The organism is Streptomyces sp. NPDC002958, assembly GCF_055563255.1.
Map to the genome: position 1 here is coordinate 269078 of NZ_JBVHDS010000008.1, position 24649 is coordinate 293726.

Genomic DNA, 24649 nt, shown 5'->3' on the forward strand with positions numbered 1-24649 from the left:
CGGGCCGTACGGGCACCGCCGCTGAGCGGGCCGGGCCGGCACCTCGCCCATGAGGGCGGCCCGTCCGGCCCGAAGAAGGAGGGCCCGCACCGCCGGCCGACGGTACGGGCCCTCCTCATGTGCTGACTGCCTCTTCTAGTCGACCTCGGCGACCGCCTGCGCGAACTGCGCCGAATACAGCCGGGCGTAGGCGCCCTCGGCATTCAGCAGCTCGTCGTGCGTGCCCTGTTCGACGATCGAGCCGCTCTCCATCACCAGGATGACGTCGGCATCCCGGATGGTGGAGAGCCGGTGCGCGATCACAAAGCTCGTACGACCGTGCGCCAGGCGCGCCATCGCCTTCTGGATCAGCACCTCGGTACGGGTGTCGACGGAGCTCGTCGCCTCGTCGAGCACCAGGATCACCGGGTCGGACAGGAACGCCCGAGCGATGGTGATGAGCTGCTTCTCGCCCGCGCTGACGCCGGAGCCCTCGTCGTCGATCACCGTGTCGTAACCGTCCGGCAGGGTACGGATGAAGCGGTCGGCGTGGGCCGCCCTCGCCGCCTCCTCGATCTCCTCCCGGGTGACCTCGCGCGAAGCGCCGTACGCGATGTTCTCCGCGATCGACCCGCCGAACAGCCAGGTGTCCTGGAGGACCATGCCGATCCCCGCTCGCAGTTCGTCGCGCGACATCTTCGCCACGTCGACCCCGTCGAGGGTGATCCGGCCGCCTGTCACCTCGTAGAACCGCATCAGCAGATTGACGAGCGTGGTCTTGCCGGCGCCGGTCGGTCCGACAATCGCGACCGTGTGCCCCGGCTCCACGTTCAGCGACAGATCCTCGATGAGCGGCTTCTCGGGGTCGTAGCGGAACGACACCTTCTCCAGCGAGACGCTGCCCCGCAGCTCCTCGGGGCGCTCGCCCGTGCCGGGGGCGGGGTCGGCGCCCTGCTCCTCGGCGTCCAGCAGCTCGAAGATCCGCTCGGCCGACGCGACACCCGACTGCACCAGGTTCGCCATCGAGGCGACCTGGGTCAGCGGCATCGAGAACTGCCGCGAGTACTGGATGAAGGCCTGCACATCACCGATCGACAGGGAGCCCGAAGCGACCCTCAGACCACCGACGACGGCGATCAGTACATAGTTCAGGTTGGAGACGAACATCATCAGCGGCTGCATGATCCCGCTGTTGAACTGCGCCTTGAAGCCCGCCTCGTACAGCGCCTCGTTCTGCTCGGCGAAGTCCTTCGCGGACTCCTCCTGCCGCCCGAAGACCTTCACCAGGGTGTGTCCGGTGTACATCTCCTCGATATGGGCGTTGAGCTTGCCCGTCACCTTCCACTGCTGCACGAACTGGGGCTGCGACCGCTTGCCGACCTTCGCGGCCACGACCACCGAGAGCGGCACCGTCACCAGTGCGACCAGCGCCAGCAGAGGCGAGACCCAGAACATCATGATCAGCACGCCGATGATGGTGAGCAGGGAGTTGATGAGCTGGCCCATCGTCTGCTGCATCGTCTGCGAGACGTTGTCGATGTCGTTCGTCGCCCGGCTGAGCACCTCGCCGCGCTTGGCCCGGTCGAAGTAGGACAGCGGCAGCCGCGACAGCTTCGTCTGGAGGTCCTCGCGCAGCTGGAACACGACCCGGTTGATGATCCGGATCGACAGCCGGGTGGCCACCAGCATCAGCAGCCCGGCACCGACGTAGACCGCCAGCGCGGCCAGCAGTACGTCGCCCACCGCACCGAAGTCGATGCCGTGACCGGGTATGAAGTCCACCCCGGAGAGCATGTCGGCGAGGCCGTCGTCGCTCTTGCGCAGGCCCTCGACGGCCTGTTCCTTGGTCGTACCCTCCGGCATCTGCCGGCCGACGACCCCGGCGAACACCAGGTCCGTCGCCCTGCCGAGGATCTTCGGCCCGACCACCGACAGACCGACGCTCAGCACACAGGCCACCAGCATCACGTACAGCGAGGTCTTCTCCGCGGCGAAGCGCTTCAGCAGCCGCTTCGAGGACCCCTTGAAGTCCATGGACCGGTCGGTCGGAGCCCCGCCCGCCATCATGCGTCCGCCAGGCCCGGCCATTACGCGGCCTCCGCTTCCGTCAGCTGGGAGAGCACGATCTCCCGGTACGTTTCATTGCCGTCCATCAGCTCGTGATGGGTGCCGGAGCCGACGACCCGGCCCTCGTCCAGCACCAGGATCCGGTCGGCGTCACGGATGGTGGACACCCGCTGCGCCACGATCACCACGGTCGCCTCGGCCGTCTCCCGGGAGAGCGCCCCGCGCAGCGCGGCGTCGGTCGCGTAGTCGAGCGCGGAGAAAGAGTCGTCGAAGAGATAGATCTCCGGCCGCTGCACCAGCGTCCTGGCGATCGCCAGCCGCTGCCGCTGCCCGCCGGAGACGTTGGTGCCGCCCTGCGCGATCGGCGCGTGCAGTCCGTGCTCGAGAGCCTCGACGAACTCCTTGGCCTGCGCGACCTCCAGCGCGTGCCACAACTCCTCGTCGGTCGCGTCCGGGTTTCCGTACCGCAGATTCGTCGCGACCGTCCCGGAGAACAGATACGGCTTCTGCGGAACGAGACTCACGGTCTTCGCCAGCAGCGTCGGCTCCAGCGTCCGTACGTCCGTGCCATCGACCAGCACTTGGCCGTCCGTCACATCGAACAGCCGCGGTACGAGTCCGAGCAGCGTCGACTTCCCGCTGCCCGTCGACCCGATGATCGCGGTGGTCTCGCCGGGACGGGCCACCAGATCCACCGACCGCAGCACCGGCTCCTCGGCGCCCGGGTAGCGGAAGTCCGCGCCGCGGACCTCCAGATGACCGTGGGCGCGCAGCTCGCGGACCGGCTCGACGGGCGGAACCACGCTCGACTCGGTCTCCAGGACCTCCTGGATGCGCTCGGCACAGACCTCGGCGCGCGGCACCATCATGAACATGAAGGTGGCCATCATCACCGACATGACGATCTGCATCAGATAGGCGAGGAACGCGGTCAGCGCGCCGATCTCCATGCCGCCGCTGTCGATGCGGTGGGCACCGAACCAGACCACGGCGATCGACGACACGTTCACGACCGTCATCACGGTCGGGAACATCAGCGCCATCAGCCGGCCCGTGGACAGCGCCACGTCGGTCAGCTCGTTGTTGGCGTCGCGGAAACGCTCCTCCTCGTAACGGTCGCGGACGAAGGCGCGGATGACCCGGTTGCCGGTGATCTGCTCGCGCAGAACCCGGTTCACGGTGTCGACCCGCTCCTGCATCGTGCGGAACAGTGGCCGCATCCGCTTGACGATCAGGCTCACCGCGATGCCGAGCACCGGCACCACCGCGAGCAGCACCGCCGACAGCGGGACGTCCTGACCGAGCGCCATGATGATGCCGCCGACACACATGATCGGCGCCGAGACCATCAGCGTGAACGTCATCAGGACCAGCATCTGGACCTGCTGGACGTCATTGGTCGTACGTGTGATCAGCGAGGGTGCACCGAACCGCCCGACCTCACGTGCCGAGAACGACTGCACCCGGTCGAAGATCGACGCCCGGACATCACGGCCGAGGGCGGACGCGGTGCGGGCGCCGTAGTAGACGGCCCCCATGTTGCAGACCACCTGGACGATGCTGACGGCGATCATGATGGCGCCGAATTCGAGGATGTAGCCCGTGTCCCCCTTGACGACACCGTTGTCGATGATGTCGGCGTTCAGGGTGGGCAGATAGAGGCTGGCGCAGGTCTGCAGGAGTTGGAGGAGGACCAGCAGCAGGATGGGTTTCTTGTACGGACCGAGATAGGCCCGCAGGAGTTTTATGAGCACGCGTGTCTCTCGGAGTCGGCAGAGGTCGGGATTCGACCCATTTTCCGGCACCGCAGACAGGGACGGCGAACGATTTTATTCAAGACCAGGTCAAAAAAAAGACCGAGTACACATGAGGAGGATCGATCTCCGTCAGGTGCACCCGGCCATGTCACGCAGGGTGGGCGGACCAAGACGCGGAGTCGAACGCCCCCGGATGGATCTGGTCCCGCGTCGCCTTGTACTGCTGGCGCACCGCCTGGCCGACCGCCAGCTCCTCGCCCGGCTCCAGCACCTGCGCCGCGGCGCCCTGCCAGGCCGGGGGAGTGAGCGGATCGGCCGTACCCTGCGAGACGCCCAGCGCCCAGGCCGCCTGCCGGGCGGCGCCCAGCGCCGCGTACTCGGCGGGCTGCGGCACGACCACCTGCGTACCGAACAGCGCGGGCGCGATCCCCTGTACGGCGGGCAGCTCGGCCGCCGCCCCCAGCAGGAACACCCGCCGCACCTCGACACCGCGGCCGCGCAGCACATCGAGCGCGTCGGCCAGGGAGCACAGCATCCCCTCGAACGCCGCCCGAGCCAGGTGTTCCGGCTTCATCGACTCGCGCCGCAGCCCGCACAGCGTCCCCGCCGCGTGCGGCAGATGCGGGGTGCGCTCGCCCTCCAGATACGGCAGGAGTACGAGCCCGGAGGCGCCCGGCGTCGACTTCAGCGCCAGCGCGGACAGTTCCTCCAGCCCCTCCAGGCCCAGCATCTCGACGGTCCCGCGCAACGCACGTACCGCATTCGATGTGTACACCACCGGCAGATGCATCCCGGTCGCGTCCGCGAACGAAGTGATCATCCCGCTCGGATCGGACAGCGCCTCGTGGTGCACGGCCATGACCGAACCCGAAGCGCCCAGCGACACCACCGCATCGCCGACCCCGACCCCGAGCCCGAACGCCGCCGCCATCGTCTCGCCGGTCCCCGCGGAGATCAGCAACCCCTCGGGCGTCGTCCCGGCCGTGTCGGAGGGGCCGAGCACCTCGGGCAGCGCGGCCTGGTGCCCGAGCGCCAGCTCCACCAGATCGGGCCGGTAGGAACCACTGCCCGCCGACCAGTAACCGGTGCCGGACGCGGCACCCCGGTCGGTGGTGCGCCGGGCCGGCCGCCCCAGCAGCTGCCACACCAGCCAGTCGTGCGGCTGGAGCGCCGAGGCCACGCGCTGGGCCGCCTCCGGCTCGGCCCGCGCCAGCCAGCGCAGCTTCGACACCGGCTGCGCGGCCTGCGGCACCGACCCGACCGCCTCGGCCCAGGACTGCCGCCCGCCGAGCCCGTCGATCAGATCGGCCGCGGCCACCTGTGCCCGCTTGTCATTGCCGAGCAATGCCGGACGCACGAGATTGCCCTGATGGTCCAGCGGCACCAGACCGTGCTGCTGCGCGGAGACGCCGATGGCCTGCACCCCTTCGAGCAGCCCGCCGGTGGCGGCCTCACCGAGGGAGAGCAGCCACGCCTGCGGGTCGACCTCGGTGGCCTTCGCTTCGACGGGGTGTGCGGCGTACCCGCGGCGCAGCACGGCGCCCGTGTCCGTATCGCAGACGACGATGTGTGTGAAGGCGGAAGAACTGTCCAAGCCGGCGACTATGCCCATGCCCGAGATTCTGCCGCACCGCCGGAGCGTTTCTGTACCGATGGTGCGGCAAGTGCGGCAGCGGGCGGGTGGCCCCGGCTAGGTGTTGCTGGTGCCCCAGTCGTTCTCGCCGTTCTGGCCGCGGTCCCGCAGCGACCGCACCCGGTCGGCCACCGAGGCGGGCACCTTGTCGCCGACCTTCTCGCTGACCGCGTGGTACGCCTTGCCGGCCAGGTCGCGGCCGCTCTGGGCAGCGGACTCGGCGGTATTGCGCACGGCCGGATTCTGGGCGAACCGACGTGCGGACTTCTTCATCTGCTCATAACGCTCGCGCCCGGCCCGTGTGCCGATCACGTATCCGAGGGCCAGTCCGGCGATGAACGTGAGCCGGTACCGCATGGCTGCCACCCTTCCTTGCTCAGTGCGACGCTCAGTGCGACGTGTGCTGCCCGCCTACCCGCAGGCACCCGAGATCACCCCGGGGGATACCGATTGGCAAAGCACCCCCCTGCTTGCGCTAATGTATGTGTCGCAGCGAACGCGCGCCGCCCGGCAGCAGCCAGGTAGGCGGGGTTCGGTGCAAACGCAGCAATCCCCTGTAGCTCAATTGGCAGAGCAGCCGGCTGTTAACCGGCAGGTTACTGGTTCGAGTCCAGTCGGGGGAGCGCGATCCCCTGTAGCTCAATTGGCAGAGCATTCGGCTGTTAACCGGAGGGTTACTGGTTCGAGTCCAGTCGGGGGAGCGGAACGGAAGAGGACCCTGAGGGGTCCTTTTTCGCGTGCTCGCCGCCGGTCCGTCGCCGTGGTGCGTGTGGGGTCCACGTGACTCTTTCGCGTCTACTTCGGTCCGTTCGGAACCGGGCAGGGGGCAACGCAGTCTTCATGGTCATGCGAAGCCGACCAATCGGAGCGAGAGATCGTATGACCGGCTATGCTGCGGCAGACGGCGCGCACACTTGTACGCGCCACGCCGAAAAGGGGCGGTAGCTCAGCCGGTTAGAGCAGCGGACTCATAATCCGTCGGCCGTGGGTTCGAGTCCCACCCGCCCCACTGTTACTGCCTGGGCAGAAACGTTATGACCTGCGTGTATGCAGGCGGTGTGAGGGCCCTCACGGAATCCGTGAGGGCCCTCACCATAGCCCCGGAGCAAGATCAAGTGGCTGCGTCGCGCCCCGGCGGGTCGCCCGTCGGACCTCTCGTGCCGTCAGGGCTCTTGCGGGAAGGCCCGATTGTGTGTGACGTCGTGCGGCCGTGAAGGGTCCGTCAGGCCCGTGCTGTCATTGCGATGACCTGCTTCAGGTTCCGCCTGGGCACCTTTGCCGTGAGCAAAGGTGCCCAGGCGCTGAAGGGCTGTCTGCGCCCTGACGTGGGAGGGTGTTCAGAGAGTCACCTACGGCAACGCTCCGAAGGTTTGCGGTATTTCGTGACTTTTATCCGAATTGCGGCTTGCACGACTTGTTGGTCGTAGGGGGTAGTCGTAGTGTCGGAAGTGCCGCAGCAAGAGCAAGGAGCGGCGCAGCACCCTCCAAAGGAGACGAAGATGAACGTACGCAGCATCTTCGACCACAGGGACAGGGACCACGACGGTTACGGCTACGGACGCGGCTATGGACGCGGCTACGGCGGCGGCTACGGCGGCGGTCGCGGCGGCGGCTACGGCGGCGGACGCGGTGGCGGACGCGGCGGCGGACGCGGTGGCGGACGCGGTGGCGGACGTGGCGGTGGGCGGGGTCACTGACCCGACCATCCCCGAAACACCATCCCCGACACCATCCCCGACACCATCCCCAAAACGAGGCAGGCTCGCGCTCCGGCGCGGGTCGGCCTCGCGGTTTTGGGGTCCGCGCCTATGGAGATGGTCCATAGTCCGAGCACCTCTGTGACGTGACGCCCATGCGCCTCCGCAGCTCACTCCGACGCCCAGCGCCCCCCGAAGAGATTTCTCAGGACTCGGTGACGGATGTACCGATCCGCACCGATCCCATCAGCGTCGTGGTGGCATTCCGGCGCTTCTGGCCACTGACCGCAGGCGACCGGCGCTGGCTCATCCTCATCTGCCTGTGCGCCATCCTGGCCGCCATCGCCGAGACCATCACGGTCCTGCTCTTCGCCAAACTCACCGACACCGCTCTGCAGACCGGCTCCGTCAGCGCCTTCTGGGAACCCGCCGGCCAGTGGCTTGCCGTGGCCGTCGCCGGTGCCGTGGTGGGATACCTGGGCAACTCGATCGCGGCCTGGACCGCCGAACGCTTCGTGATGCGGCTGCGGGCCCGTGTCTTCAGTCATCTCCAGACCCTCCCGCCGCACTTCTATCAACGCAATCGCCGCGGCGACCTGGTGGAGCGGCTGACGGGTGACGTGGAAGCCATCGAAGCGCTTGTGGTCTCCGGCATCGTCGCTGCGGCCTCGGCCCTGTTCAGTACGGTCTTCTACGCGGCCGCCGCCGTGTGGCTGCGCTGGGATCTGGCCCTGGCCACCTTTGTCATGGTGCCGCTCTTCTGGTTCACGACCACCCGCTTCGCCGAACCCCTGCGTGCGGTGTCCCGGCGTGGCCGCGCGGCGGACGGAGCCATCACGGCAGTGGTCGAGGAGACGTTGGTCAACGTCGTCATGACCCAGGTGTACAACAGGCAGCAGGACGAGGAGGAACGGCTTCTCAGCAAGGCGCGTATCCGGCTGAAAACCGCGGTGAAGGCCGTCCGCCTCACCGAGTTCTACGAGCAACTCGTCGAAGTCCTCGAAACATTGTGCGTCCTGGCGATCATCGGCCTGGGGGCGTGGGAGATCTCCGCGGGACGGATGACGCTCGGGCAGCTCCTGGCCTTCGCCGCCTTCATCGGCTATCTCTACCCGCCGATCCGCTCCCTGGGCCAGCTCGGCCTGACGGCCACCGCCGCGACCGCGGGAGCCGAACGGCTGCTGGAGATCCTCGACGCCCGGCCCGCCGTCACCGACCCGGCCGCTTCCGTGCCCGCCCCGCCCCGCAGTCGTGCGCTCGGCGAGGTGGAGGCGCGCCACGTCTTCTTCCACTACCCCGGCAGCAGTGAGGCGGTGCTCCGGGATCTCTCGTTCACCGCGAGCCCCGGGGAGCTGTTGGTCCTCACCGGCCCCAGCGGCGCGGGCAAGTCGACCCTGGCGGCTCTGCTGCTGAGGTTCTACGATCCGGATGCCGGCAGTATCCGGCTGGACGGTGTGTCCGTGGACCAGTTGCCGCTGACCCACCTCCGCCGGAACGTCACGCTGCTGCCCCAGGACACGCTCGTCCTGCACGACACCATCGAGAAGAACATCGGGTGCGGGCGCGGACGCACCGATGTGAGCCACAGTGACGTCGTGGAGGCCGCGCGGGCGGCCGACGCCCACGCATTCATCAGCGCCTTGCCGGAGGGATATGACACTGTCATATCCACGGGTACGTCCCGGCTCTCCGGAGGCCAGTTGCAACGCATCGCGATCGCCCGCGCCATGCTGCGCGATGCACCCGTCCTCCTTCTTGACGAGCCCACCACCGGACTGGACAGACTGGCCTCACAGCGCATCCTCGCGCCGCTGCGACGCCTTGCCGAAGGGCGCACCACCATTGTGATCACACACGACCTGGCCCTTGCCTCGGACGCCGACCGCATCCTGGTTCTGGACGAGGGACGACTGGTGGAGTCGGGCACGCATGCCCAACTCCTGGGTCGGAGAGGTCTGTACGCCACTCTGTTCGAGCGCCGTGCCCAACAACCACATAACGGCACCGTGTACTCGCCTGTCCGCCCGTCAGGAATCCACTGGCGGTAGGCGGCGTGCACCTCGTCCGGGGTGCGCTTCGGTCCCCGGTGCGCCGGCCCACCGAGCCGCCCAGGAATCCGAACTCGAACGAGACCAGGACGCGCTTTTGGCCGCAGATGGAGGCGAGGCCGTGGACGACGAACTCCTCCTCGCCGGTACGGGCGGGCGGCGCGGGCCCGGGAGCCCGCTTACCAGGCCCAGGAGAGGGGCTCGTCCCCCCCGGTGTCGCGAACGGGCGCGGCGGCTTCGGAGAACTCCTCGAACCAGGTGGACACGGCCGCGATCGCCGCCCTCGCCGTCAACCGGTCAGGCGTGGAGCGACCGCTTCATGATCTTGCCCAGGTCGTTGCGGGGCAGCGCCTCCAGGTAGCGGACCGTGCGCGGGCGCTTGTGCGGGGACAGCTGCGCGGCCACATGGTCCGCGAGCTCGTCCCTCGTGGGGGGTGCGGCGGGGTCGGCCGGCACCACCCAGGCGACGATCCGCTCGCCCAGATCGGGGTCCGGTTCACCGGTGACGGCGGCCTCGCGGACCCCGGGGTGGTCGAGGAGCGCGTTCTCGATCTCACCGGCGCCGATCTTGTAGCCGCCGCTCTTGATCAGATCGGTGGCCTTGCGGCCGACGATCCGCACATAGCCGTCGGTGTCACGGGTGGCCATGTCTCCGGTACGGAACCAGCCGTCCTCGGTGAGTGCGGCGGCCGTGGCGTCCGGGCGGTTCAGATAGCCGGTGAAGAGGTTCGGGCCGCGCACCTGGATCTCGCCGATGGCGGAGGGGTCGGTGAGGACGGTGCCGTCCTCCTCGACCAGGCGGAGTTCGACACCGCGCAGGGGGGCGCCGACCGTGCCCGGGCGTGGTTCGCCGTCGGCCCGGACACCCGTGTTCATCAGGGTCTCCGTCATGCCGTACCGCTCGATGACCCGGCGGCCGGTCGCCGCCGCGATCCGCTCGTGGTCGTGGACCGGCAGCGCGGCCGACCCGGACACCAGCAGCCGGGCCCCGGCCAGCGCCTTCGCCAGCTCGGCCGCACCGGGGCCGGAGCCGTCGAGGGCCTCGGCCAGCCGGTGGTACATCGTCGGTACGCCGAAGAGCATCGTGCCGCCGGACGACAGCTCCTGGGCCACTGCGTCGGCGGAGAACCTGCCCAGATGCCGCACTGATCCGCCCCGGCGCAGTGGGCCGAGCACGCCCAGGATCAGACCGTGCACATGGAACAGCGGCAGGGCGTGGACGAGAACGTCGTCGCCGGTCCACTGCCAGGCGTCCTCCAGCGCGTCCAGCGACGCGGCGATCGCCCGTCGCGGCAGGACCGCGCCCTTGGGCGGACCCGTCGTGCCGGAGGTGTAGACGATCAGGGCGGGGGACTCGGGGGAGGGCTCCGGGAGTGCGGCGCCGCCCTCGTCCGGGGCCGCCGTGTCGACATCGATACGGTCCAGCGCGTCCAGCACCGGCGGGAGCGCGTCACCCGCCCCGGCCAGCACCACGGTCGGCCCGCTGTCGGCCACGATGTGCCCGAGCTCGCGCGTCCCGGTCTTCGGGTTGAGCGGCACCGCCGGCACTCCGGCCCGCAGCGCGGCCACGACGGCGACGACGGTCTCGGGCGTGGGGGTGGCCCAGACGGCGACCCGTCCGGCGCCGGCGAGACGCGTGGCGAGCGCGGTGGAGGTGGTGGCCAACCGGTCGTATGTCATCGTGTGATCGCCGAACCGGGTGGCCTCCCGGACGGAACCGTCATCCGGCACAAACAGAAGAGGAGTCACCCGACGCACCCTAGCCCCGCCTGCCCGGGCCTGTCCGGCTCGGAGGAAGTCGCCGCACGGGTGTGCCCACCGGTCCTGTCCGGCTCGGAGGAAGTCGCCGCACGGGTGTGCCCACCGGTCCTGTCCGGCTCGGAGGGAAGCCATCGAGCCGGCGCGGCTCGGAGGAAGTCGCCGCACGGGTGTGCCCACCGGTTCTGTCCGGCTCGGAGGGAAGCCATCGAGCCGGCGCGGCCACCCAGCCCGTTCCGGTGTCTGAGGACGAAACCGTGACCGTGGGGCCCGAACCCGCGTGAAGCCGTGCCCTACTCCCGCTGAAGCCCCCGCATCCGCCCGTACGCGTACACGCACCCCGCCAGTGCCAGGTCCGACAGCAGCATGAAGCCGATCGAGTACGACCCCTTCGCGCTGTAGATCGCCCCCATCACCAACGGCGGCACAAAGCCCCCCAGGCCCCCCATCGCACCGACGATCCCGGTCACGCTGCCCACTTTCGCCTGTGGCGTCACCTGCGAGACCAGGGCGAAGATGCTGCCGCTCGCGGTGCCCAGGCCGGCCGCCATGCAGAGCAGCGCGATCGTGCCGCCGGGGGTCAGTTGCGGGTCGAAGGCCTGGACGATTGCCATCAGGGCGGCCAGACCGAGTGCCGCCGCGGTGACCCGAGCCGGGTGGATGCGGTCCGAGAGCCAGCCGCCGATCGGTCGGAAGATGACCGTGACCAGGGCGAACCCGGCGGCCTTCGTACCGGCGTCGGTCGGTGAGAGGTCGTACCAGGTCTTCAGATACGTGGGGAGATAGACGCCGAACGCGACGATCCCGCCGAAGCCGATCGCGTACAGCGCCGACAGCTCCCAGGTGACCCGCAGCCGCCCCGCCTCCCCCAGCCGGTGGGCGAGCGAGTCGGTCGGCACCGGGCGGTCCGGGTGGTCGTCGACCAGCACCGCGGCCAGCGCCGAGTACACCACGAGCGCCGCCGCGACCACCAGGAACGGCAGATTGTCGCCGTGCTGGACGATCCGCGGGGTGAAGTACCCGGACAGGGCGACGCCGCCCATGCCCATGCCGAACACCCCGAGTGCGAGCCCCCGCTCGGCGGGCGGGAACCATGAGTTGACCAGCGGGATACCGATCGCGAACGTCGTGCCGCCCAGGCCCAGCAGAAAACCCACGACAAGCATCGCGCCGTAGGAGTTCCGCGCCGGGATCAGCAGCAGCACGGGCACGACGGTGAGCGCCGAGATCAGCGGGAACATCAGCCGCGCACCGTATTTGTCGGTCAGCGCGCCCACCGGGATCCGGCCCAGCGAACCCACCAGCACCGGCACCGCGACCAGCAGCGACTGCTCGAACGAACTCAGACCCAGCCGCTCCTTGTAGTCCCCGGACAGGGGCGCGATCAGATTCCAGGCCCAGAAGGTGAGCCCGAACCCGATCGTGGCCGTCACAAGGTTGCGATAGGCAAAGGACCCGGCGCCGACCGGGGCGGGAGGCTGCTTGACGGCTGTGTCCACCCCTCCAGTCAAGGGCGGGCACAGGCCACTGGCCCGTCCGGATGCGCCATGCGGGGCAACCGGGCCGGGAACCGGAAACGGGAGCGGAGAAAGCCCCGAATGCGTCTTGCGAAGTCACAACCCGGACAAAGCTGCGACAATCGCGGTATGGACCGTCTGGACAGGGAAATCCTCGGCATCCTCCAGGAGGATGCCCGGATCTCGTACCGCGATCTGGGCATACGGGTCGGGCTCAGCGCCAACGCCGCGGCCGACCGGGTGCGCCGGCTGCGGCGCGACGGTGTCATCCGCGGCTTCACCGTGATCATCGACCCGGCCGCCGACACCCGTACCGGCCTGGTCGTGTTCATCGATGTGACGCTGCGGATCGACACGACGAACGAGGTGTTCGAGCGGGCGGTGCTCGCCCTGCCGGGCATCACCGAAGTGGTGCATGTGACCGGCGGCCACGACTATCTCGTACGGGCCACCGTCGCGGACACCGCAGCCCTGGACGGACTGCTGCGCAGGCTGAAGCGGGAGGCCGGCGTCGCCCACTCCAACACCCGCGTCGCGCTCAGAGCGGCGCCTGCCAGATGACGGTCGACGAGCGCGAGCCGTCCTCGTCGCGGCCGTCGTCGGCGACCGCGAGCCGGACCGCGGCCCGCCCGTCCGGCAGCACGACCGTCGCATCCACCTCCACCTCGATCGCCGACACCCCGACCCTCCGGTGCGCGGCGGCGAGTGCGCCCCGCAGCTCGGTGAGCAGCCGCCGGTCCACGGGCTCCCGGACCAACGCGTCGACCGCCCCGCTGAACTGCACCGACGGCTGGAAGCCGAGGACGGCGGCGGCGCCCCTGGTCTCCCGCAGCACCTGGCCGCGGAAGGTGGTGGGGGCTTCGGCGGGCGGCTGCTGGAGGGCGAAGATCGCCGTCCGTACTTCCTGAATGGTGGAGTCCAGCTCGTCGACGGCCTTGCCGAGCAGTTCGTCCGACTCCGGGGTGGCGGCCCTGCGGCGGGTCGACTCCAGCATCATCTCGGTCGCGAACAGCCGTTGGACGACGAGGTCGTGCAGATCGCGGGCGATCCTGTCCCGGTCCTCGTACACCGCGAGCTGTTCCCGGTTGTGCTGGGCGTCCGCCAGGACCAGGGCGAGCGCGGCCTGCGAGGCGAACTGCGAGGCCAGCAGCCGGTCCACGGCCGTGTACGGGCGGGCGCCGCGCCGCCGAGGCAGGGCGAGGGTGCCGATCAGCCGCCCGCCGCTCTGCAACGGCAGCATCATGCTGGGGCCGAACCGCGACCGCACATGCGTCGTCATCCGCGGATCGGTCGCCGAGTCCTCGATGAACACCGGTTCTCCGCCCAGCAGTTGGACCAGCACAGGGGAACCGGGCTCGATGGTCGTACCGACGATCCCGGCCGGGTCGTCGAGCGTGGACGCGGTGACGATCTCCATCCCGCCCTCCTCGTTCGGCTGGAGGATCACTCCGGCGGAGGCGTCGGCGAGCGTTCTGGCCGCTTCGGCCACGGTCATCAGCGCGTCGGCCGCGTTCCCGCCGGTCAGCAGGGTGGTGGTGACGGCGGCCGCCCCCTCGATCCAGCGCTCCCGCTGACAGGCCGCCTCGTACAGCCGGGCATTGCCGATCGCGATCCCGGCCTGCGAGGCCAGCACCCTCAGCAGCGCCATGTCCGTGTCGGTGAAGCGGCCGGTGCGTTTCTCGGTGAGGTAGAGGTTGCCGAACACCTCGTTCTGCACCCGGATCGGCGCCCCGAGGAAGGTGTGCATCGGCGGATGGCCGGGCGGGACCCCGCAGGAGCGCGGGTCGGTGGTCAGATCGTCGGAGCGCAGCGGCTGTGGTTCGTGGATGAGGACGCCGAGCATCCCCGAGTGCCCGTCCGGGAAGCGGCCGATGCGCTGCCGCTCGGCGTCGCTGAGGCCCGAGGTGAACAGCTCGCCGATGGTGCCGGTTTCCGGGGCGAGCATGCCGAGCGCGCCGTACCGGGCGTCGGTCAGTGTGGTGGCGGTGTCCACGATCTGCTGGAGAGTGGCCCGCAGTTCGAGATCGGTGCCGACGCTGAGGACCGCTTCCAGGAGCAGCGGCAGCCGGAGCGTCCGGGGGGTGCCGGCCTCGGTGGCCGTCTCCTCGTCCGGGGGCCCCGCGGTCGTGTTCGCTGCTGTCGTGTCCGCTGCTGTTGTGTTCGCTGTCTCTTCGGTCATACGTCGCACCCCCCGCGGTGCTCAGCAGGCGATCGGGGCGAGAACCAACGGCTGGATCTTCCCGTCCAGCATCGCACCGAGCCCCAGTACGGAGCACACGTCGGGCCGCTCCGCGATGTGCACGGACATCCCCGTCGCATCCCGCAGCATCTGGTCGAGGCCGGGCAGCAGCGCGCTGCCGCCGACCAGCATGATCCCGCAGTCGACGAGGTCGGCCACCAGGTCGGGCGGGCAGTCGCGCAGGACCTTGCCGAGACCGTCGAGCACCGCGGTCAGCGGGGTGTGGATCGCCTGCCGCACCGCGGCGGTTTCCACCCGCACCGAGCGGGCCAGACCGGTGGCCACGTCGCGGCCGTGGATCTCGGTCATGGTGGGCCCGTGCGGGGTGAGCCCGTTGCCGCTGAGCGCCAGCTGCAGCGGGCGTACGGACTGGCTCGGCAGGATCAGCGCGTGGTGCTGGCGCAGATGCTGGATCACCGCGTGGTCGATGGCGTCGCCGCCAATCGGGATGCGTACGGCGGTCACGATCGACCCGAGCGAGAGCACCGCGATCTGGGTGGTCGCCGCCCCGCACACCATGATCATGCTGGCGGTCGGCTGCTCGACGGGAAGCCCACAGCCGATGGCCGCCGCGATCAGGGTGTCGACCAGCTCGACCCGCCGAGCGCCCAGCCCGACCAGGGTCTCGACGGCGGCCCGCTGGGCGAGCGGATCGCTGTCGTGCGGGGTACACGCGGCGGCCCGCAGCCGTGGCTTGCGGCGCAGCTGGCGACGGAGCTTCTCGCCGAGCAGATGGCGGAGCATGCGCTGGGCCATCTCGATGTCGACGACGGTTCCGCCGGAGACCGGGCGGACCACCCGGATGTAGTCGGGGGTGCGGCCCGTCATCTGCTCGGCGAGCGCGCCGACGGCGATGAGTGACCCGGTACGCGTGTTCACTGCGGCGACACTCGGCTCGTCGACGACGATCCCGAGCCCCTTGACGTACACGCGGGTCCGGGCGGCCCCGAGGTCGACGGCGACATGGCAGCGGCGCAACTGCTCAAGACTGACGGTCACGGCAGATTCTCCCGGGAGCGCTGAGGGGGTACCGGCGGCAGCCGGTTCTCTTCGCATCGTGCGCCGTTCGGGGGCGTTGCGCGCGTCGGGATGAGCCGTAGGAGGTACAGGTTGACGGGCCGACAGAAAGACGCGGTATACGGAGGTCAGCCGGGCAGCAGTCGCTGGAACAGTCCCCAGGTGAATTCGGCGACATACGGCCCGCCCGTTCCCGGCGCGGTGATCGCGAGCGCCCACCGGGTCGGCGCGCTGCCCTCCATCGGGCGGGCCGGTGCGAAGGCCCGCGCGACCTCGTCCACCGTGCCCGACCAGGGGCGCAGGTCCTCGACCGTACGCAGCTCGGGGCCCGGCGCTCCCGGCGCCCGCACCAGCCATTCGTTCCATACGGCCCCGCCCGGCGCGACCATCACCTCGAACCGCAGATCCGGCCAGAGCGGCACCGGCCACAGCAGCACGTCGCACTCCAGGTCGCCGATCGTGCGGTGCGTGGACGACTCGGGCTCGCCGAGCACCGAACGGTAGCGGCGCAGGGCGCCCCGCCCGCGCGGCGCCCGCACCATGGCCTGCCATCGGCGGTTGGCCTCCCGCATCTCGGCGAGCGAGGCGCTCAGTTCCTGCCGGGCGTCGTCGACGAGATCCGGCTGATGGTCGGCCATCCGACGCAGCAGGACGAGCTGGAACTCACGAGGGCCGAAAGGCGTGGGCGTGGTCATGGAATCAACGGTTCCACACAGGACCTCACCTCAGCGGCTTTCTCACGGCGCCTCGGACTGCGTACGCGAATCGACCCCGGTCACGACCGAGCCGGCCCCGGACACCTTGGCGAGCGACGTGGCCGAGCGGCCCAGTCCGGTGGACGGCCGCTCGGCGCGTGCTCAGTCGCCGCGCGGGCCTGACTCACCGAGCATCCGCCGCAGCAGGTCCCGCAGCATCGTGCGGTCTGTGTCCGACAGCTCGGCCAGCGGCTCCCGCGCGAAAGAGAGCGAATCGCGCAACTGTCGCACCGTACGCGCTCCCCTCTCCGTCGGGGCGGCCAGCTTCACCCGCCGGTCGGCCGGATCCGGCCTGCGCTCCACCAGGCCGCGCGCCTCCAGCCGGTCGACGATGCCGGTGATATTCGACGGCTCGCACTTCAGCTTCTGGGCGACCTTGCGCATGGGCATCGGCTCCAGGGAGAGCAGTCCGAGAACGCGCGCCTGGGCGCCGGTGAGGGAGTGGGCTGCCGCGGCTTCGTCGTATTCCTCGTAGTAGCGCGCCACGACGGAACCGATGAGCTCGACGACTTCGAGGGTCAGAGGGTCTGTACGGGTGGTGGCCATGACACCCAGGATAGCCGGTTACTTGACAAGATGAAATATGCAGGAGCATGGTTGTTTCACATCATGAAGCATTGGCGCTTCCCCCGGCAGGCCCCGTCCGGCCCGGCCGGGGTGAAAATTCCCCCACCCCGTAAGACATTGAGGAGACCCCGAGCTCATGTCTGCAGAACTTCCCACGTCCAGTCGTGAATGGCACCTCGTCGCCCGCCCGCACGGCTGGCCGAAGGCCGAGGATGTCGCGCTGCGTGAGGCCCCGGTCACCGCTCCCGGCGAGGGTCGCGTCCTCGTCCGCAATCTGCACTTCTCGGTCGACCCGTACATGCGGGGCCGGATGAACGACATGAAGTCGTACACCCCGCCCTTCGAGCTCGACCACCCCATGGACGGCGGAGCGGTCGGCGAGGTCATCGCATCGAACGCGGAGGGCATCGCGGTCGGCGACCACGTCCTGCACGGCCTCGGCTGGCGCGAGTACGCCACCGTCCCGGCCGAACACGCCGTGAAGGTCGACGCGTCGCTCGCCCCGCTCTCCGCCTATCTCGGTGTGCTCGGCATGACCGGGCTCACCGCCTACGCGGGCCTCTTCGAGGTCGCCTCCTTCAAGGAGGGCGACACCGTCTTCGTCTCCGGCGCGGCCGGCGCGGTCGGCAGCCAGGTCGGCCAGATGGCGAAGCTCAAGGGCGCCTCGCGGGTCATCGGCTCGGCCGGCTCCGACGAGAAGGTCAAGCTCCTCGTCGAGGAGTACGGCTTCGACGCGGCCTTCAACTACAAGAACGGCCCCGTCGCGGAGCAACTGCGCGAGGCCGCCCCCGACGGCATCGACGTCTACTTCGACAACGTCGGCGGCGAGCACCTCGAAGCGGCGATCTCCTCGCTCAATGTGCACGGCCGCGTCACCGTGTGCGGAATGATCGCCCAGTACAACGCCACCGAGCCGACCCCCGGCCCGCGCAACCTCGCCCTGGTCATCGGCAAGCGGCTGCGCATCCAGGGCATGCTCGTCAACGATCACACCGCCCTCCGGCCGCAGTTCGTCCAGGAGGTCGCCGGCTGGCTGGCCTCGGGCGAGCTGAAGTACGACGAGACCATCGTCGAGGGCATCGAGAACGGCTTCGACGCCTTCCTCGGTCTGCTGCGCGGTGAGAACACCGGAAAGATGATCGTCTCCCTCGCCTGACAGATGCTCCGGCGTGCGGCAACCCCGACGTCATCGTCAACCCGCCCGAGGCCATGGGCGGAAGCGGCGCGGGCACCAACCCGGAGCTGTCGGTCGCCCGGCCGCTCGCGCCGCCCGGAACCGGCCGGGGGCCGTACCTCCTGCGGGGGTGCGGCCCCGGCCGCGCGCCGGGCACACCCGCGACGGACCGGCACTGCCCCCACCAGTACGCTGACGCCATGCGAGACATAGGGGTGGGCTTCGGCTACGTGATAAAGGGACAGCGATGGGTCGGCCGGCACGGACGCTGGTTCGGTTTCGGGCTGCTGCCCGGACTCATCACTCTCGTCCTGTACGCGGCAGCGCTCGTCGGCCTCGGCTACGGTGCCGACGATCTGGTGGACTGGGCGACCCCCTTCGCCGACGACTGGTCATCGCCCTGGCTCGGCCTGCTCCGTAACACCCTGACCGTGCTGGTCTTCGCCCTCGGGCTCCTCCTCGCCGTGATCACGTTCACCGCCGTGACGCTGCTGGTCGGCCAGCCCTTCTACGAGTCGCTCTCCGAGCAGGTCGACCGCACGGAGGGCGGCGAGGTCCCCGAGTCCGGGCTGCCGCTCTGGCGGGAGCTGTGGATCTCCGCCCGCGACAGCGTCCGCATCCTGCTGCGGGTGGGGCTGTACACGGTGCTGCTCTTCGCCCTCGGATTCATTCCGGTCATCGGCCAGACCGTCGTCCCCGTGATCGGATTCTGCGTCACCGGCTACTTCCTCGCCGAGGAGCTCACCGCCGTCGCGCTCCAGCGCCGCGGCATGGTCCTGAAGGACCGGCTCGCCCTGCTGCGCGGCCGCCGCATGCTGACCCTCGGCTTCGGCGTACCGCTGGGTCTCGCCTTCCTGGTCCCGTTCGTCGCCGTGTTCCTGATGCCGGGCGCAGTCGCCGGAGCGACGCTGCTGGCGCGGGGTCTGGTGTCGCCCGACGAGGACGCCGCCCCCGCCCCGTACACCCTCGACAAAGACTGAGGGAATCAAATCATCGTCGGACTGGGCGTCACCCTGGGCCCAGGAGGGCACTGAAGATCTCGGCCCGCTGAGCGACGCCCGCCGGACACGGGTCAGCTGCTGTGCACCTCCAGCGCTGACCTGACCGCCGATTCCAGGGCCCCCTCGATCCAGGCCGGCTTGATCGAGGTGTGGCAGCCGGCGAAGTGCAGCGGCCCCTCGACCGAACGCACGTCGGCGAACAACTCGGTGTGCTGGCCCGGCAGCAGCACCGAGGCCTCGCCGTACGCGTACGGGTCGCGCATCCACGACTGGGTGGCACCGACGCCCGTGTAGAAGACCTCGATGCGCTGCCCGTACACGTCCTGCACCCCGCCCAGGGCGTGCGGATAGCGCTCGTCGTCGTCCAGCGAGTCCCACTTCAGCGCGTCGTCGGCCCAACTGTACGAGGCGAGGACGACGCCGCCCGCGCTCCCGTCGACCGGGTGGGACGGCTGGAACATGAAGCGGTTGGGGTTGTCGGTGACCGATCCGCCGCCGATGACATGCGCCGCCTCGGGCTGGTTGCGGGCGGTGGCCCGGTACGCCGCGTAGTGCACGCGCTGGTTGGGCGGCAGATGGCCGGACGGTACGGAGGGGTGGGCGCCCAGCAGCGAACCGTCGGCCGGTGCCTTGCCCAGGCGGTAGGCGTCGTACAGACCGGGCTTGACCTTCTCCAGCTCGATCTTCCAGTCCTTCTCCTCGAACTCCCACCAGCGGCGGCTGAATTCGAGCAGCACCTTGGTCGCCGCGTCGTAGTGGATCTCGGTGATCGCGCGCCGCTTGCCGTAGGAGAGCGCGGGAGCGACGGGGATGTGGCGCAGCCCGGAGAACGGCACGGTGATGATCGCCCGGTCGCCGGTGAACGTCTCGCGCACGAGCGGCTTGCCGTCGCGGCCCTCGGATACCGTCTCGACCCGGACGCTGTCCGCGCCGTAGCCGATCCTGGTGGCCCGGCGGTCGAGCCGGACGATGTCCTTGACCCGCTCGTACATCGCGTCGGCCAGGGTGGCCGTGCCGTCCGGCAGTTCGAAGAACGCGGTGTCCGGGCTGATCAGTGAGGCCCCGATGAAGCTGTGCACAAAGGCGAGATGGAGCCGCGAGGTGAGGTTCTCGACCGTACCGATGAGGTCGATGGTGCGCTCGTCGAGCTTGGCCGCCTCGGTCAGGAAGCGGAACATCGACCAGTGCCCGTACCGCTGGATGACCCGCGCCCAGCCCTCGACGAGCTCGCGGCCCTCCTTGCCCTCGAACTCCTTGCGCACGGGCGCGAAGGCCTCCCGCACGATCGTCGCGGCGGTCTTGTTCTCGAACTCCGCGGGGACTTTGAACGAGCGGTTGATCGCCTGCGGCTTCTCCGCGTAGTCGGCCTTGCGCATCCGGATGCCGTTGACATGGACCCAGGTGCGGTTCACCGGCCGGCCCTCGGCGTCGACATCGACCAGGTAGAAGCGGCGGCGCTTCAGGTCGAAGCTGTCGATGAGCCCGGTGACGAGCGGGTGGCTGTCGGGGATCCGCATGGCGCCGGCCTCGGCGTACTGCTTCGGATCGGCGAACGGCGCCTTCGCGTTCTCGTGGCCACCCTTGCGGAAGGTCTTGATCCGGCCGCCGACGCGGTTGCCGTTGGCCTCGATCACGGTGACGGTGTGCCCGGCGCTGCGCAGGAGATGGGCGGCGGTGAGCCCGGCCGGGCCCGCTCCGACGACCAGCACCTTCTTGGGGGCCTTGCGGCTGCGCGGCAGGCCCTTGGACAGCAGGATGTCGCGGTAGTGGGGGACCAGTGGCTGGTCCTGCTCGTCGCGTACGAGGATGGCGCGGGCGATGGTCAGGCAGGCCTCCCAGTCCGAGCCGGTGGCCGCCGGGGCGAGCGCGGTACCGGATGCGGCGGGCGCACCAAGGGCATGAGGGGCGGCGGCCTGTGCGGAGCCGACGGCGGTCGTGGCAAGGGCCGCGGCACCGGCGGCGGCACCCGTGATCATGGTGCGCCGGGAGGGCAGGCCTGAGGAAGGTTGGGCGGGCTTGGAAGTCATGCCGCCCACCCTGGGGTGCCGGGGGCGGTGCCCTTCGCCCGGACGCGCGTAGAACGCTCGGAAATCACCCGCAGGTGGGGCCTATCGATCTTGTCGGACTGATGCCGTCGCAGATCGTGTCATGATCGAGGGTTCTCAGGAGCACCCGGCTCCGCCGACCGCAGTAGCGTGAGGAAGTCCTGGAACGCCGCCGGCATGTCCACCGAATCCGGATCCAGCAGCCACTGGTACTGAAGCCCGTCCATCATCGCCACCAGCAGCGGCGCCGCGCGCTCCGGAGTCAGACCGCCCGGCAGTCGCTCGCCGTACTCCGCGCGCAGCGTCGCCGTCATGGTCGCCCGGACCTGGGTGTAGCGGCGGGTGAAGAACTCCCGCGCGGGATGACCCTCCGTCACGCTCTCGCCGAGCAGGGCCGAGAACGTCTGGACGATGCCGGGCCGCATCGCGTTGTACTCGACGAGCGAGGTCAGCAGATCGATCCGCCAGGTGCCGTCGCTCCGGGTGCCGCCGCCGGTGTCCCACTGGTCGCGCTCCTCCAGCACGGCGACGAGCAGCGCCTCCTTGGTCGGAAAGTAGTGCAGGAGCCCCTGCTGGCTGAGTCCGACCCGCTCGGCGACGGCGTTCAGCGATGCGCCGCGATAGCCGCGCTCGGCAATCACTTCGAGCGTGGCGCGGAGGATCTCCGCCCGTCGCTCCGCACTTCTGGCCCGCACCATCTCCCCGGCCCCTTTCGGTGCTTCATCGGTTCCGCCCCGCTTGATCGGCCCCGTCCCGAGGACCGTACGCCATCTCCGAAAGTCACAGACCAATAACGAAGCCTACTGCTCTACTGGTGATGGAGTCACTATGGAGACATTCAGTGCAGGATTCCGACGAGGAGGTACGGCCGTGGCAGGCGCGTCCACACCCACCAACCCCGATGTGGCCCGCGAGGCCGCGGTCGATGCGGCGCTGGCCGCACTGGGGCTCGACGACAAGGCACGGCTGCTGGCAGGCCAGGACATGTGGTCACTGCCCGGACTCCCCGCCGTCGGGCTGCGTTCCCTGGTGATGTCCGACGGGCCGATCGGCGTCCGCGGGGTCGCCTGGTCGGCCGACGACCCGTCCGTCGCGCTGCCCTCGCCCACCGCGCTCGCCGCGACCTGGGACCCGGCCCTGGCCCGCAGGGCCGGCCGGCTGCTGGCCCAGGAGGCCCACCGCAAGGGGGTGCACGTCCTCCTCGCCCCGACCGTGAACCTCCACCGGTCCCCGCTCGGCGGGCGCCACTTCGAGACGTACAGCGAGGACCCCTACCTCACCGGTGAGATCGGTACCGGTTATGTGCGGGGTGTGCAGGACGGCGGGGTCGGCACGACCGTCAAGCACTTCGTCGCCAACGACGCCGAGACCGACCGCTTCACCGTCGACAACATCGTCGCCCCGCGCACCCTGCGCGAGATCTACCTCGCCCCGTTCGAACGGATCGTCAAGAACGCCCACCCGTGGGGCATCATGGCCGCGTACAACCAGGTCAACGGCTCCACCATGACCGAGCACCGCTACCTGCAGAACGCGGTGCTGCGCGGCGAATGGGGCTTCGACGGCTACATCGTCTCGGACTGGCTGGCCGCCCGCTCCACCGTCGCCGCCGTCACCGGCGGCCTCGACGTCGCCATGCCGGGCCCCAGGACCGTGTACGGGAAGGCACTCGCCGACGCCGTACGGGCCGGAGAGGTCGAGGAGTCCGTCGTCGACGGCGCCGTGCGCAATGTGCTGCGGCTGGCCGCCCGCGTCGGCATCCTGGACGGCGCCCCGCCCGTCGTCGACGAGGCCGACCGCCCCGAGCCGATCGACGGCGACGCACTGGCCCGCGACATCGCCCGCCGCTCCTTCGTCCTCGTACGCAATGAACACGCCGCGCTCCCCATCGACCCGGCCGGCGTCCGCAAGGTCGCACTCAGCGGGGCGCTCGCCCGGGACGCCCGGGTCCTCGGCGGCGGCTCCGCCCAGGTTTTCCCGCACCACATCGTCACGCCGCTGGACGGCCTCGTCGCCGCCCTTCCCGAGGATGTCCTCGACTACCGCGTCGGCGCCGACCCGAACGACGAACTCACCCCCGCCGAGAAGGGCTTCGAGCTCAGGGCCGTCTGTTACGACGCCTCCGGCACCGTCATGGGCTCGGCCCCGCTGCGCAGCGGCACCGTCCAGTGGGTCGGCGACGACTTCCCCGAGGGCGTGACCCGCGAGACGCTGCACAGCGTCGAGATCACCGGCACCTTCGTCCCGCGCGACAGCGGCGAGCACGTTTTCGGCACCCGCGGCACCGGAGCGCTCACCCTCACCGTCGCGGGCGAGACCCTGTACGACGAGGTCCACCGGGTCACCGGCTCCGCCGACCCCGGCGAGGCGTTCTTCGGCAACCCCCTGGAGCGCGGCCGGATCGCCCTCACCGCGGGTGAATCCGTCGAAGTCTCGCTGCGGCAGGTCCCCGAGACCCTGGGCGACGACGCACCCATCCCCGGCGTCTCGTTCTCCTTCTGCCACCTCGGCCCGCGCCGCGACCCCCAGGAGCTGATCGCCGAGGCCGTCGAGGCGGCCCGCGCCGCGGACACCGCGATCGTCGTCGTCGGCACCACCGAGCGCGTCGAGTCCGAAGGCTTCGACCGCACCGACCTGAAGCTCCCCGGCCACCAGGACGACCTCGTCAGGGCCGTCGCCGCCGCCAACCCGAACACCGTCGTGATCGTCAACTCCGGCTCCCCGGTGGAGCTTCCGTGGCGCGACGAGGTCGCCGCGGTCCTGATCGGCTGGTTCCCCGGCCAGGAGGCCGGCCACGCCCTCGCAGACGTCCTGCTCGGTGCCGAGGAACCGGGCGGCCGCCTCCCCACCACCTGGCCGGTCGCGCTCGCCGACGTCCCGGTCCTCTCCACCACCCCCACCGACGGCGAACTCCACTACGACGAGGGTGTCTTCGTCGGCTACCGGGCCTGGGAGAAGGCAGGCACCGCGCCCGCGTACCCCTTCGGTCACGGACTCGGCTACACCAACTGGGAGTACGAGAGCCTGACGGCCGGCCCCGACACCGCCACCGTCCGCCTCCGCAACACCGGCACCCGGCCCGGCGCCGAGACCGTCCAGCTCTACCTGGCGCCCCGGGGCGACACCGCCGAACGCCCGGTGCGCTGGCTGGCCGGCTTCGCACGGGTCGAGGCGGCGCCCGGCGAGAGCGTCGAGGCGGTGATCGCCCTGGAGCGGCGCGCGTACGAGATCTGGGACGAGACGGCGTACGGCTGGACCCTCGTCCCCGGCACGTACGAGGTGCAGGCGGCCCGCTCGCTCGGTGACGTACGCCTGACGACGGCCGTGGACATCAAGGAGTAGCGGCTCCCGGTACGGAAGAGCCCCGGAGCGGCACTGATCCCGCTCCGGAGCTC

Annotated in this window: 18 protein-coding genes and 3 tRNA genes; 9 read left to right on the top strand and 12 right to left on the bottom strand. The window is 70.0% G+C overall.

Features of this window, described 5'->3' with window-relative positions; all coding sequences use genetic code 11:
- Nucleotides 1-135 precede the first annotated feature (135 nt).
- From ACZ3IC_RS17485 to ACZ3IC_RS17500, 4 genes are all read right to left on the bottom strand, one after another.
- Entirely contained in the window at nt 136-2067 is a 1932-nt protein-coding gene (locus ACZ3IC_RS17485) for an ABC transporter ATP-binding protein (RefSeq protein ID WP_467417117.1), read from the bottom strand.
- Nucleotides 2067-3800: an ABC transporter ATP-binding protein gene (locus ACZ3IC_RS17490; RefSeq protein WP_467417119.1), complete on the bottom strand. Its 1734-nt coding sequence runs from the start codon at nt 3798-3800 to the stop codon at nt 2067-2069. The genes ACZ3IC_RS17485 and ACZ3IC_RS17490 overlap by 1 nt, the downstream gene beginning before the upstream one ends.
- 151 nt (nt 3801-3951) lie before the next feature.
- Complete coding sequence (locus ACZ3IC_RS17495) at nt 3952-5415, bottom strand: FGGY family carbohydrate kinase (protein ID WP_467417122.1); 1464 nt, start codon at nt 5413-5415, stop codon at nt 3952-3954.
- A 78-nt stretch (nt 5416-5493) separates the two neighbouring features.
- The gene (locus tag ACZ3IC_RS17500; RefSeq protein WP_467417124.1) at nt 5494-5793 is read right to left on the bottom strand and encodes a YtxH domain-containing protein; all 300 of its coding nucleotides are present in this window, start codon (nt 5791-5793) and stop codon (nt 5494-5496) included.
- 193 nt (nt 5794-5986) lie between these two features.
- Between ACZ3IC_RS17500 and ACZ3IC_RS17505 the strand changes: the two genes are divergently transcribed.
- From ACZ3IC_RS17505 to ACZ3IC_RS17525, 5 genes are all read left to right on the top strand, one after another.
- Nucleotides 5987-6059, top strand: a tRNA-Asn gene (locus ACZ3IC_RS17505).
- A gap of 5 nt (nt 6060-6064) precedes the next feature.
- Nucleotides 6065-6137: transfer RNA gene (locus tag ACZ3IC_RS17510), tRNA-Asn, on the top strand.
- Between the two features lie 234 nt (nt 6138-6371).
- Nucleotides 6372-6445, top strand: a tRNA-Ile gene (locus tag ACZ3IC_RS17515).
- A 490-nt stretch (nt 6446-6935) separates the two neighbouring features.
- Nucleotides 6936-7133, top strand: a complete 198-nt coding sequence (locus ACZ3IC_RS17520) for a hypothetical protein (protein ID WP_467417125.1) — start codon at nt 6936-6938, stop codon at nt 7131-7133.
- Nucleotides 7134-7348: 215 nt separating this feature from the next.
- A complete protein-coding gene (locus tag ACZ3IC_RS17525; protein WP_467417128.1) occupies nt 7349-9181 on the top strand; it encodes an ABC transporter ATP-binding protein in 1833 nt (610 codons plus the stop codon).
- A gap of 297 nt (nt 9182-9478) precedes the next feature.
- On the opposite strand, the gene ACZ3IC_RS17530 is transcribed toward ACZ3IC_RS17525, so the two are convergent.
- A complete protein-coding gene (locus ACZ3IC_RS17530; protein WP_467417131.1) occupies nt 9479-10930 on the bottom strand; it encodes an acyl-CoA synthetase in 1452 nt (483 codons plus the stop codon).
- Between the two features lie 302 nt (nt 10931-11232).
- The gene (locus ACZ3IC_RS17535) at nt 11233-12438 is read right to left on the bottom strand and encodes a nitrate/nitrite transporter (protein ID WP_467417133.1); all 1206 of its coding nucleotides are present in this window, start codon (nt 12436-12438) and stop codon (nt 11233-11235) included.
- Between the two features lie 147 nt (nt 12439-12585).
- On the opposite strand from ACZ3IC_RS17535, the gene ACZ3IC_RS17540 reads away from it, so the two are divergent.
- On the top strand, nt 12586-13017 hold the full coding sequence (locus ACZ3IC_RS17540) for an Lrp/AsnC family transcriptional regulator (protein ID WP_467417135.1): 432 nt from the start codon (nt 12586-12588) through the stop codon (nt 13015-13017).
- On the opposite strand, the gene ACZ3IC_RS17545 is transcribed toward ACZ3IC_RS17540, so the two are convergent.
- The 4 genes from ACZ3IC_RS17545 to ACZ3IC_RS17560 form a co-directional block, all read right to left on the bottom strand.
- Nucleotides 12995-14635, bottom strand: coding sequence for a sensor histidine kinase (locus tag ACZ3IC_RS17545; protein ID WP_467417136.1), 1641 nt, complete (start codon nt 14633-14635; stop codon nt 12995-12997). The genes ACZ3IC_RS17540 and ACZ3IC_RS17545 overlap by 23 nt on opposite strands.
- Before the next feature lie 21 nt (nt 14636-14656).
- Nucleotides 14657-15694: a rod shape-determining protein MreB gene (gene mreB, locus ACZ3IC_RS17550; protein ID WP_467417138.1), complete on the bottom strand. Its 1038-nt coding sequence runs from the start codon at nt 15692-15694 to the stop codon at nt 14657-14659.
- Between the two features lie 146 nt (nt 15695-15840).
- On the bottom strand, nt 15841-16407 hold the full coding sequence (locus ACZ3IC_RS17555) for a hypothetical protein (protein WP_467417140.1): 567 nt from the start codon (nt 16405-16407) through the stop codon (nt 15841-15843).
- Between the two features lie 162 nt (nt 16408-16569).
- The gene (locus ACZ3IC_RS17560; protein WP_467417142.1) at nt 16570-17013 is read right to left on the bottom strand and encodes a MarR family winged helix-turn-helix transcriptional regulator; all 444 of its coding nucleotides are present in this window, start codon (nt 17011-17013) and stop codon (nt 16570-16572) included.
- Nucleotides 17014-17170: 157 nt separating this feature from the next.
- Here ACZ3IC_RS17560 and ACZ3IC_RS17565 point away from each other — a divergent pair, with 157 nt between their 5' ends.
- A complete protein-coding gene (locus ACZ3IC_RS17565) occupies nt 17171-18190 on the top strand; it encodes an NADP-dependent oxidoreductase (RefSeq protein ID WP_467417144.1) in 1020 nt (339 codons plus the stop codon).
- Between the two features lie 218 nt (nt 18191-18408).
- Entirely contained in the window at nt 18409-19188 is a 780-nt protein-coding gene (locus ACZ3IC_RS17570) for an EI24 domain-containing protein (protein WP_467417146.1), read from the top strand.
- Between the two features lie 92 nt (nt 19189-19280).
- Here the strand turns inward: ACZ3IC_RS17570 and ACZ3IC_RS17575 are convergent, their stop codons facing one another.
- Nucleotides 19281-21236: a flavin monoamine oxidase family protein gene (locus tag ACZ3IC_RS17575; RefSeq protein ID WP_467417148.1), complete on the bottom strand. Its 1956-nt coding sequence runs from the start codon at nt 21234-21236 to the stop codon at nt 19281-19283.
- A 119-nt stretch (nt 21237-21355) separates the two neighbouring features.
- Nucleotides 21356-21952, bottom strand: coding sequence for a TetR/AcrR family transcriptional regulator (locus ACZ3IC_RS17580; RefSeq protein WP_467417149.1), 597 nt, complete (start codon nt 21950-21952; stop codon nt 21356-21358).
- A 172-nt stretch (nt 21953-22124) separates the two neighbouring features.
- Here ACZ3IC_RS17580 and ACZ3IC_RS17585 point away from each other — a divergent pair, with 172 nt between their 5' ends.
- Nucleotides 22125-24596 (top strand): beta-glucosidase, encoded by a 2472-nt coding sequence (locus ACZ3IC_RS17585; RefSeq protein ID WP_467417151.1) that lies wholly within the window; start codon nt 22125-22127, stop codon nt 24594-24596.
- The last annotated feature ends 53 nt before the right edge of the window (nt 24597-24649 follow it).

What these genes read in the sequence shown, in the direction of transcription:
- ACZ3IC_RS17485 (WP_467417117.1), bottom strand. Translation starts at nt 2,067, where the DNA reads ATGGCCGGGCCTGGCGGACGCATGATGGCGGGCGGGGCTCCGACCGAC.
- ACZ3IC_RS17495 (WP_467417122.1), bottom strand. Translation starts at nt 5,415, where the DNA reads ATGGGCATAGTCGCCGGCTTGGACAGTTCTTCCGCCTTCACACACATC.
- ACZ3IC_RS17500 (WP_467417124.1), bottom strand. Translation starts at nt 5,793, where the DNA reads ATGCGGTACCGGCTCACGTTCATCGCCGGACTGGCCCTCGGATACGTG.
- ACZ3IC_RS17520 (WP_467417125.1), top strand. Translation starts at nt 6,936, where the DNA reads ATGAACGTACGCAGCATCTTCGACCACAGGGACAGGGACCACGACGGT.
- ACZ3IC_RS17540 (WP_467417135.1), top strand. Translation starts at nt 12,586, where the DNA reads ATGGACCGTCTGGACAGGGAAATCCTCGGCATCCTCCAGGAGGATGCC.
- ACZ3IC_RS17545 (WP_467417136.1), bottom strand. Translation starts at nt 14,635, where the DNA reads ATGACCGAAGAGACAGCGAACACAACAGCAGCGGACACGACAGCAGCG.
- ACZ3IC_RS17555 (WP_467417140.1), bottom strand. Translation starts at nt 16,407, where the DNA reads ATGACCACGCCCACGCCTTTCGGCCCTCGTGAGTTCCAGCTCGTCCTG.
- ACZ3IC_RS17560 (WP_467417142.1), bottom strand. Translation starts at nt 17,013, where the DNA reads ATGGCCACCACCCGTACAGACCCTCTGACCCTCGAAGTCGTCGAGCTC.
- ACZ3IC_RS17565 (WP_467417144.1), top strand. Translation starts at nt 17,171, where the DNA reads ATGTCTGCAGAACTTCCCACGTCCAGTCGTGAATGGCACCTCGTCGCC.
- ACZ3IC_RS17570 (WP_467417146.1), top strand. Translation starts at nt 18,409, where the DNA reads ATGCGAGACATAGGGGTGGGCTTCGGCTACGTGATAAAGGGACAGCGA.
- ACZ3IC_RS17575 (WP_467417148.1), bottom strand. Translation starts at nt 21,236, where the DNA reads ATGACTTCCAAGCCCGCCCAACCTTCCTCAGGCCTGCCCTCCCGGCGC.
- ACZ3IC_RS17580 (WP_467417149.1), bottom strand. Translation starts at nt 21,952, where the DNA reads ATGGTGCGGGCCAGAAGTGCGGAGCGACGGGCGGAGATCCTCCGCGCC.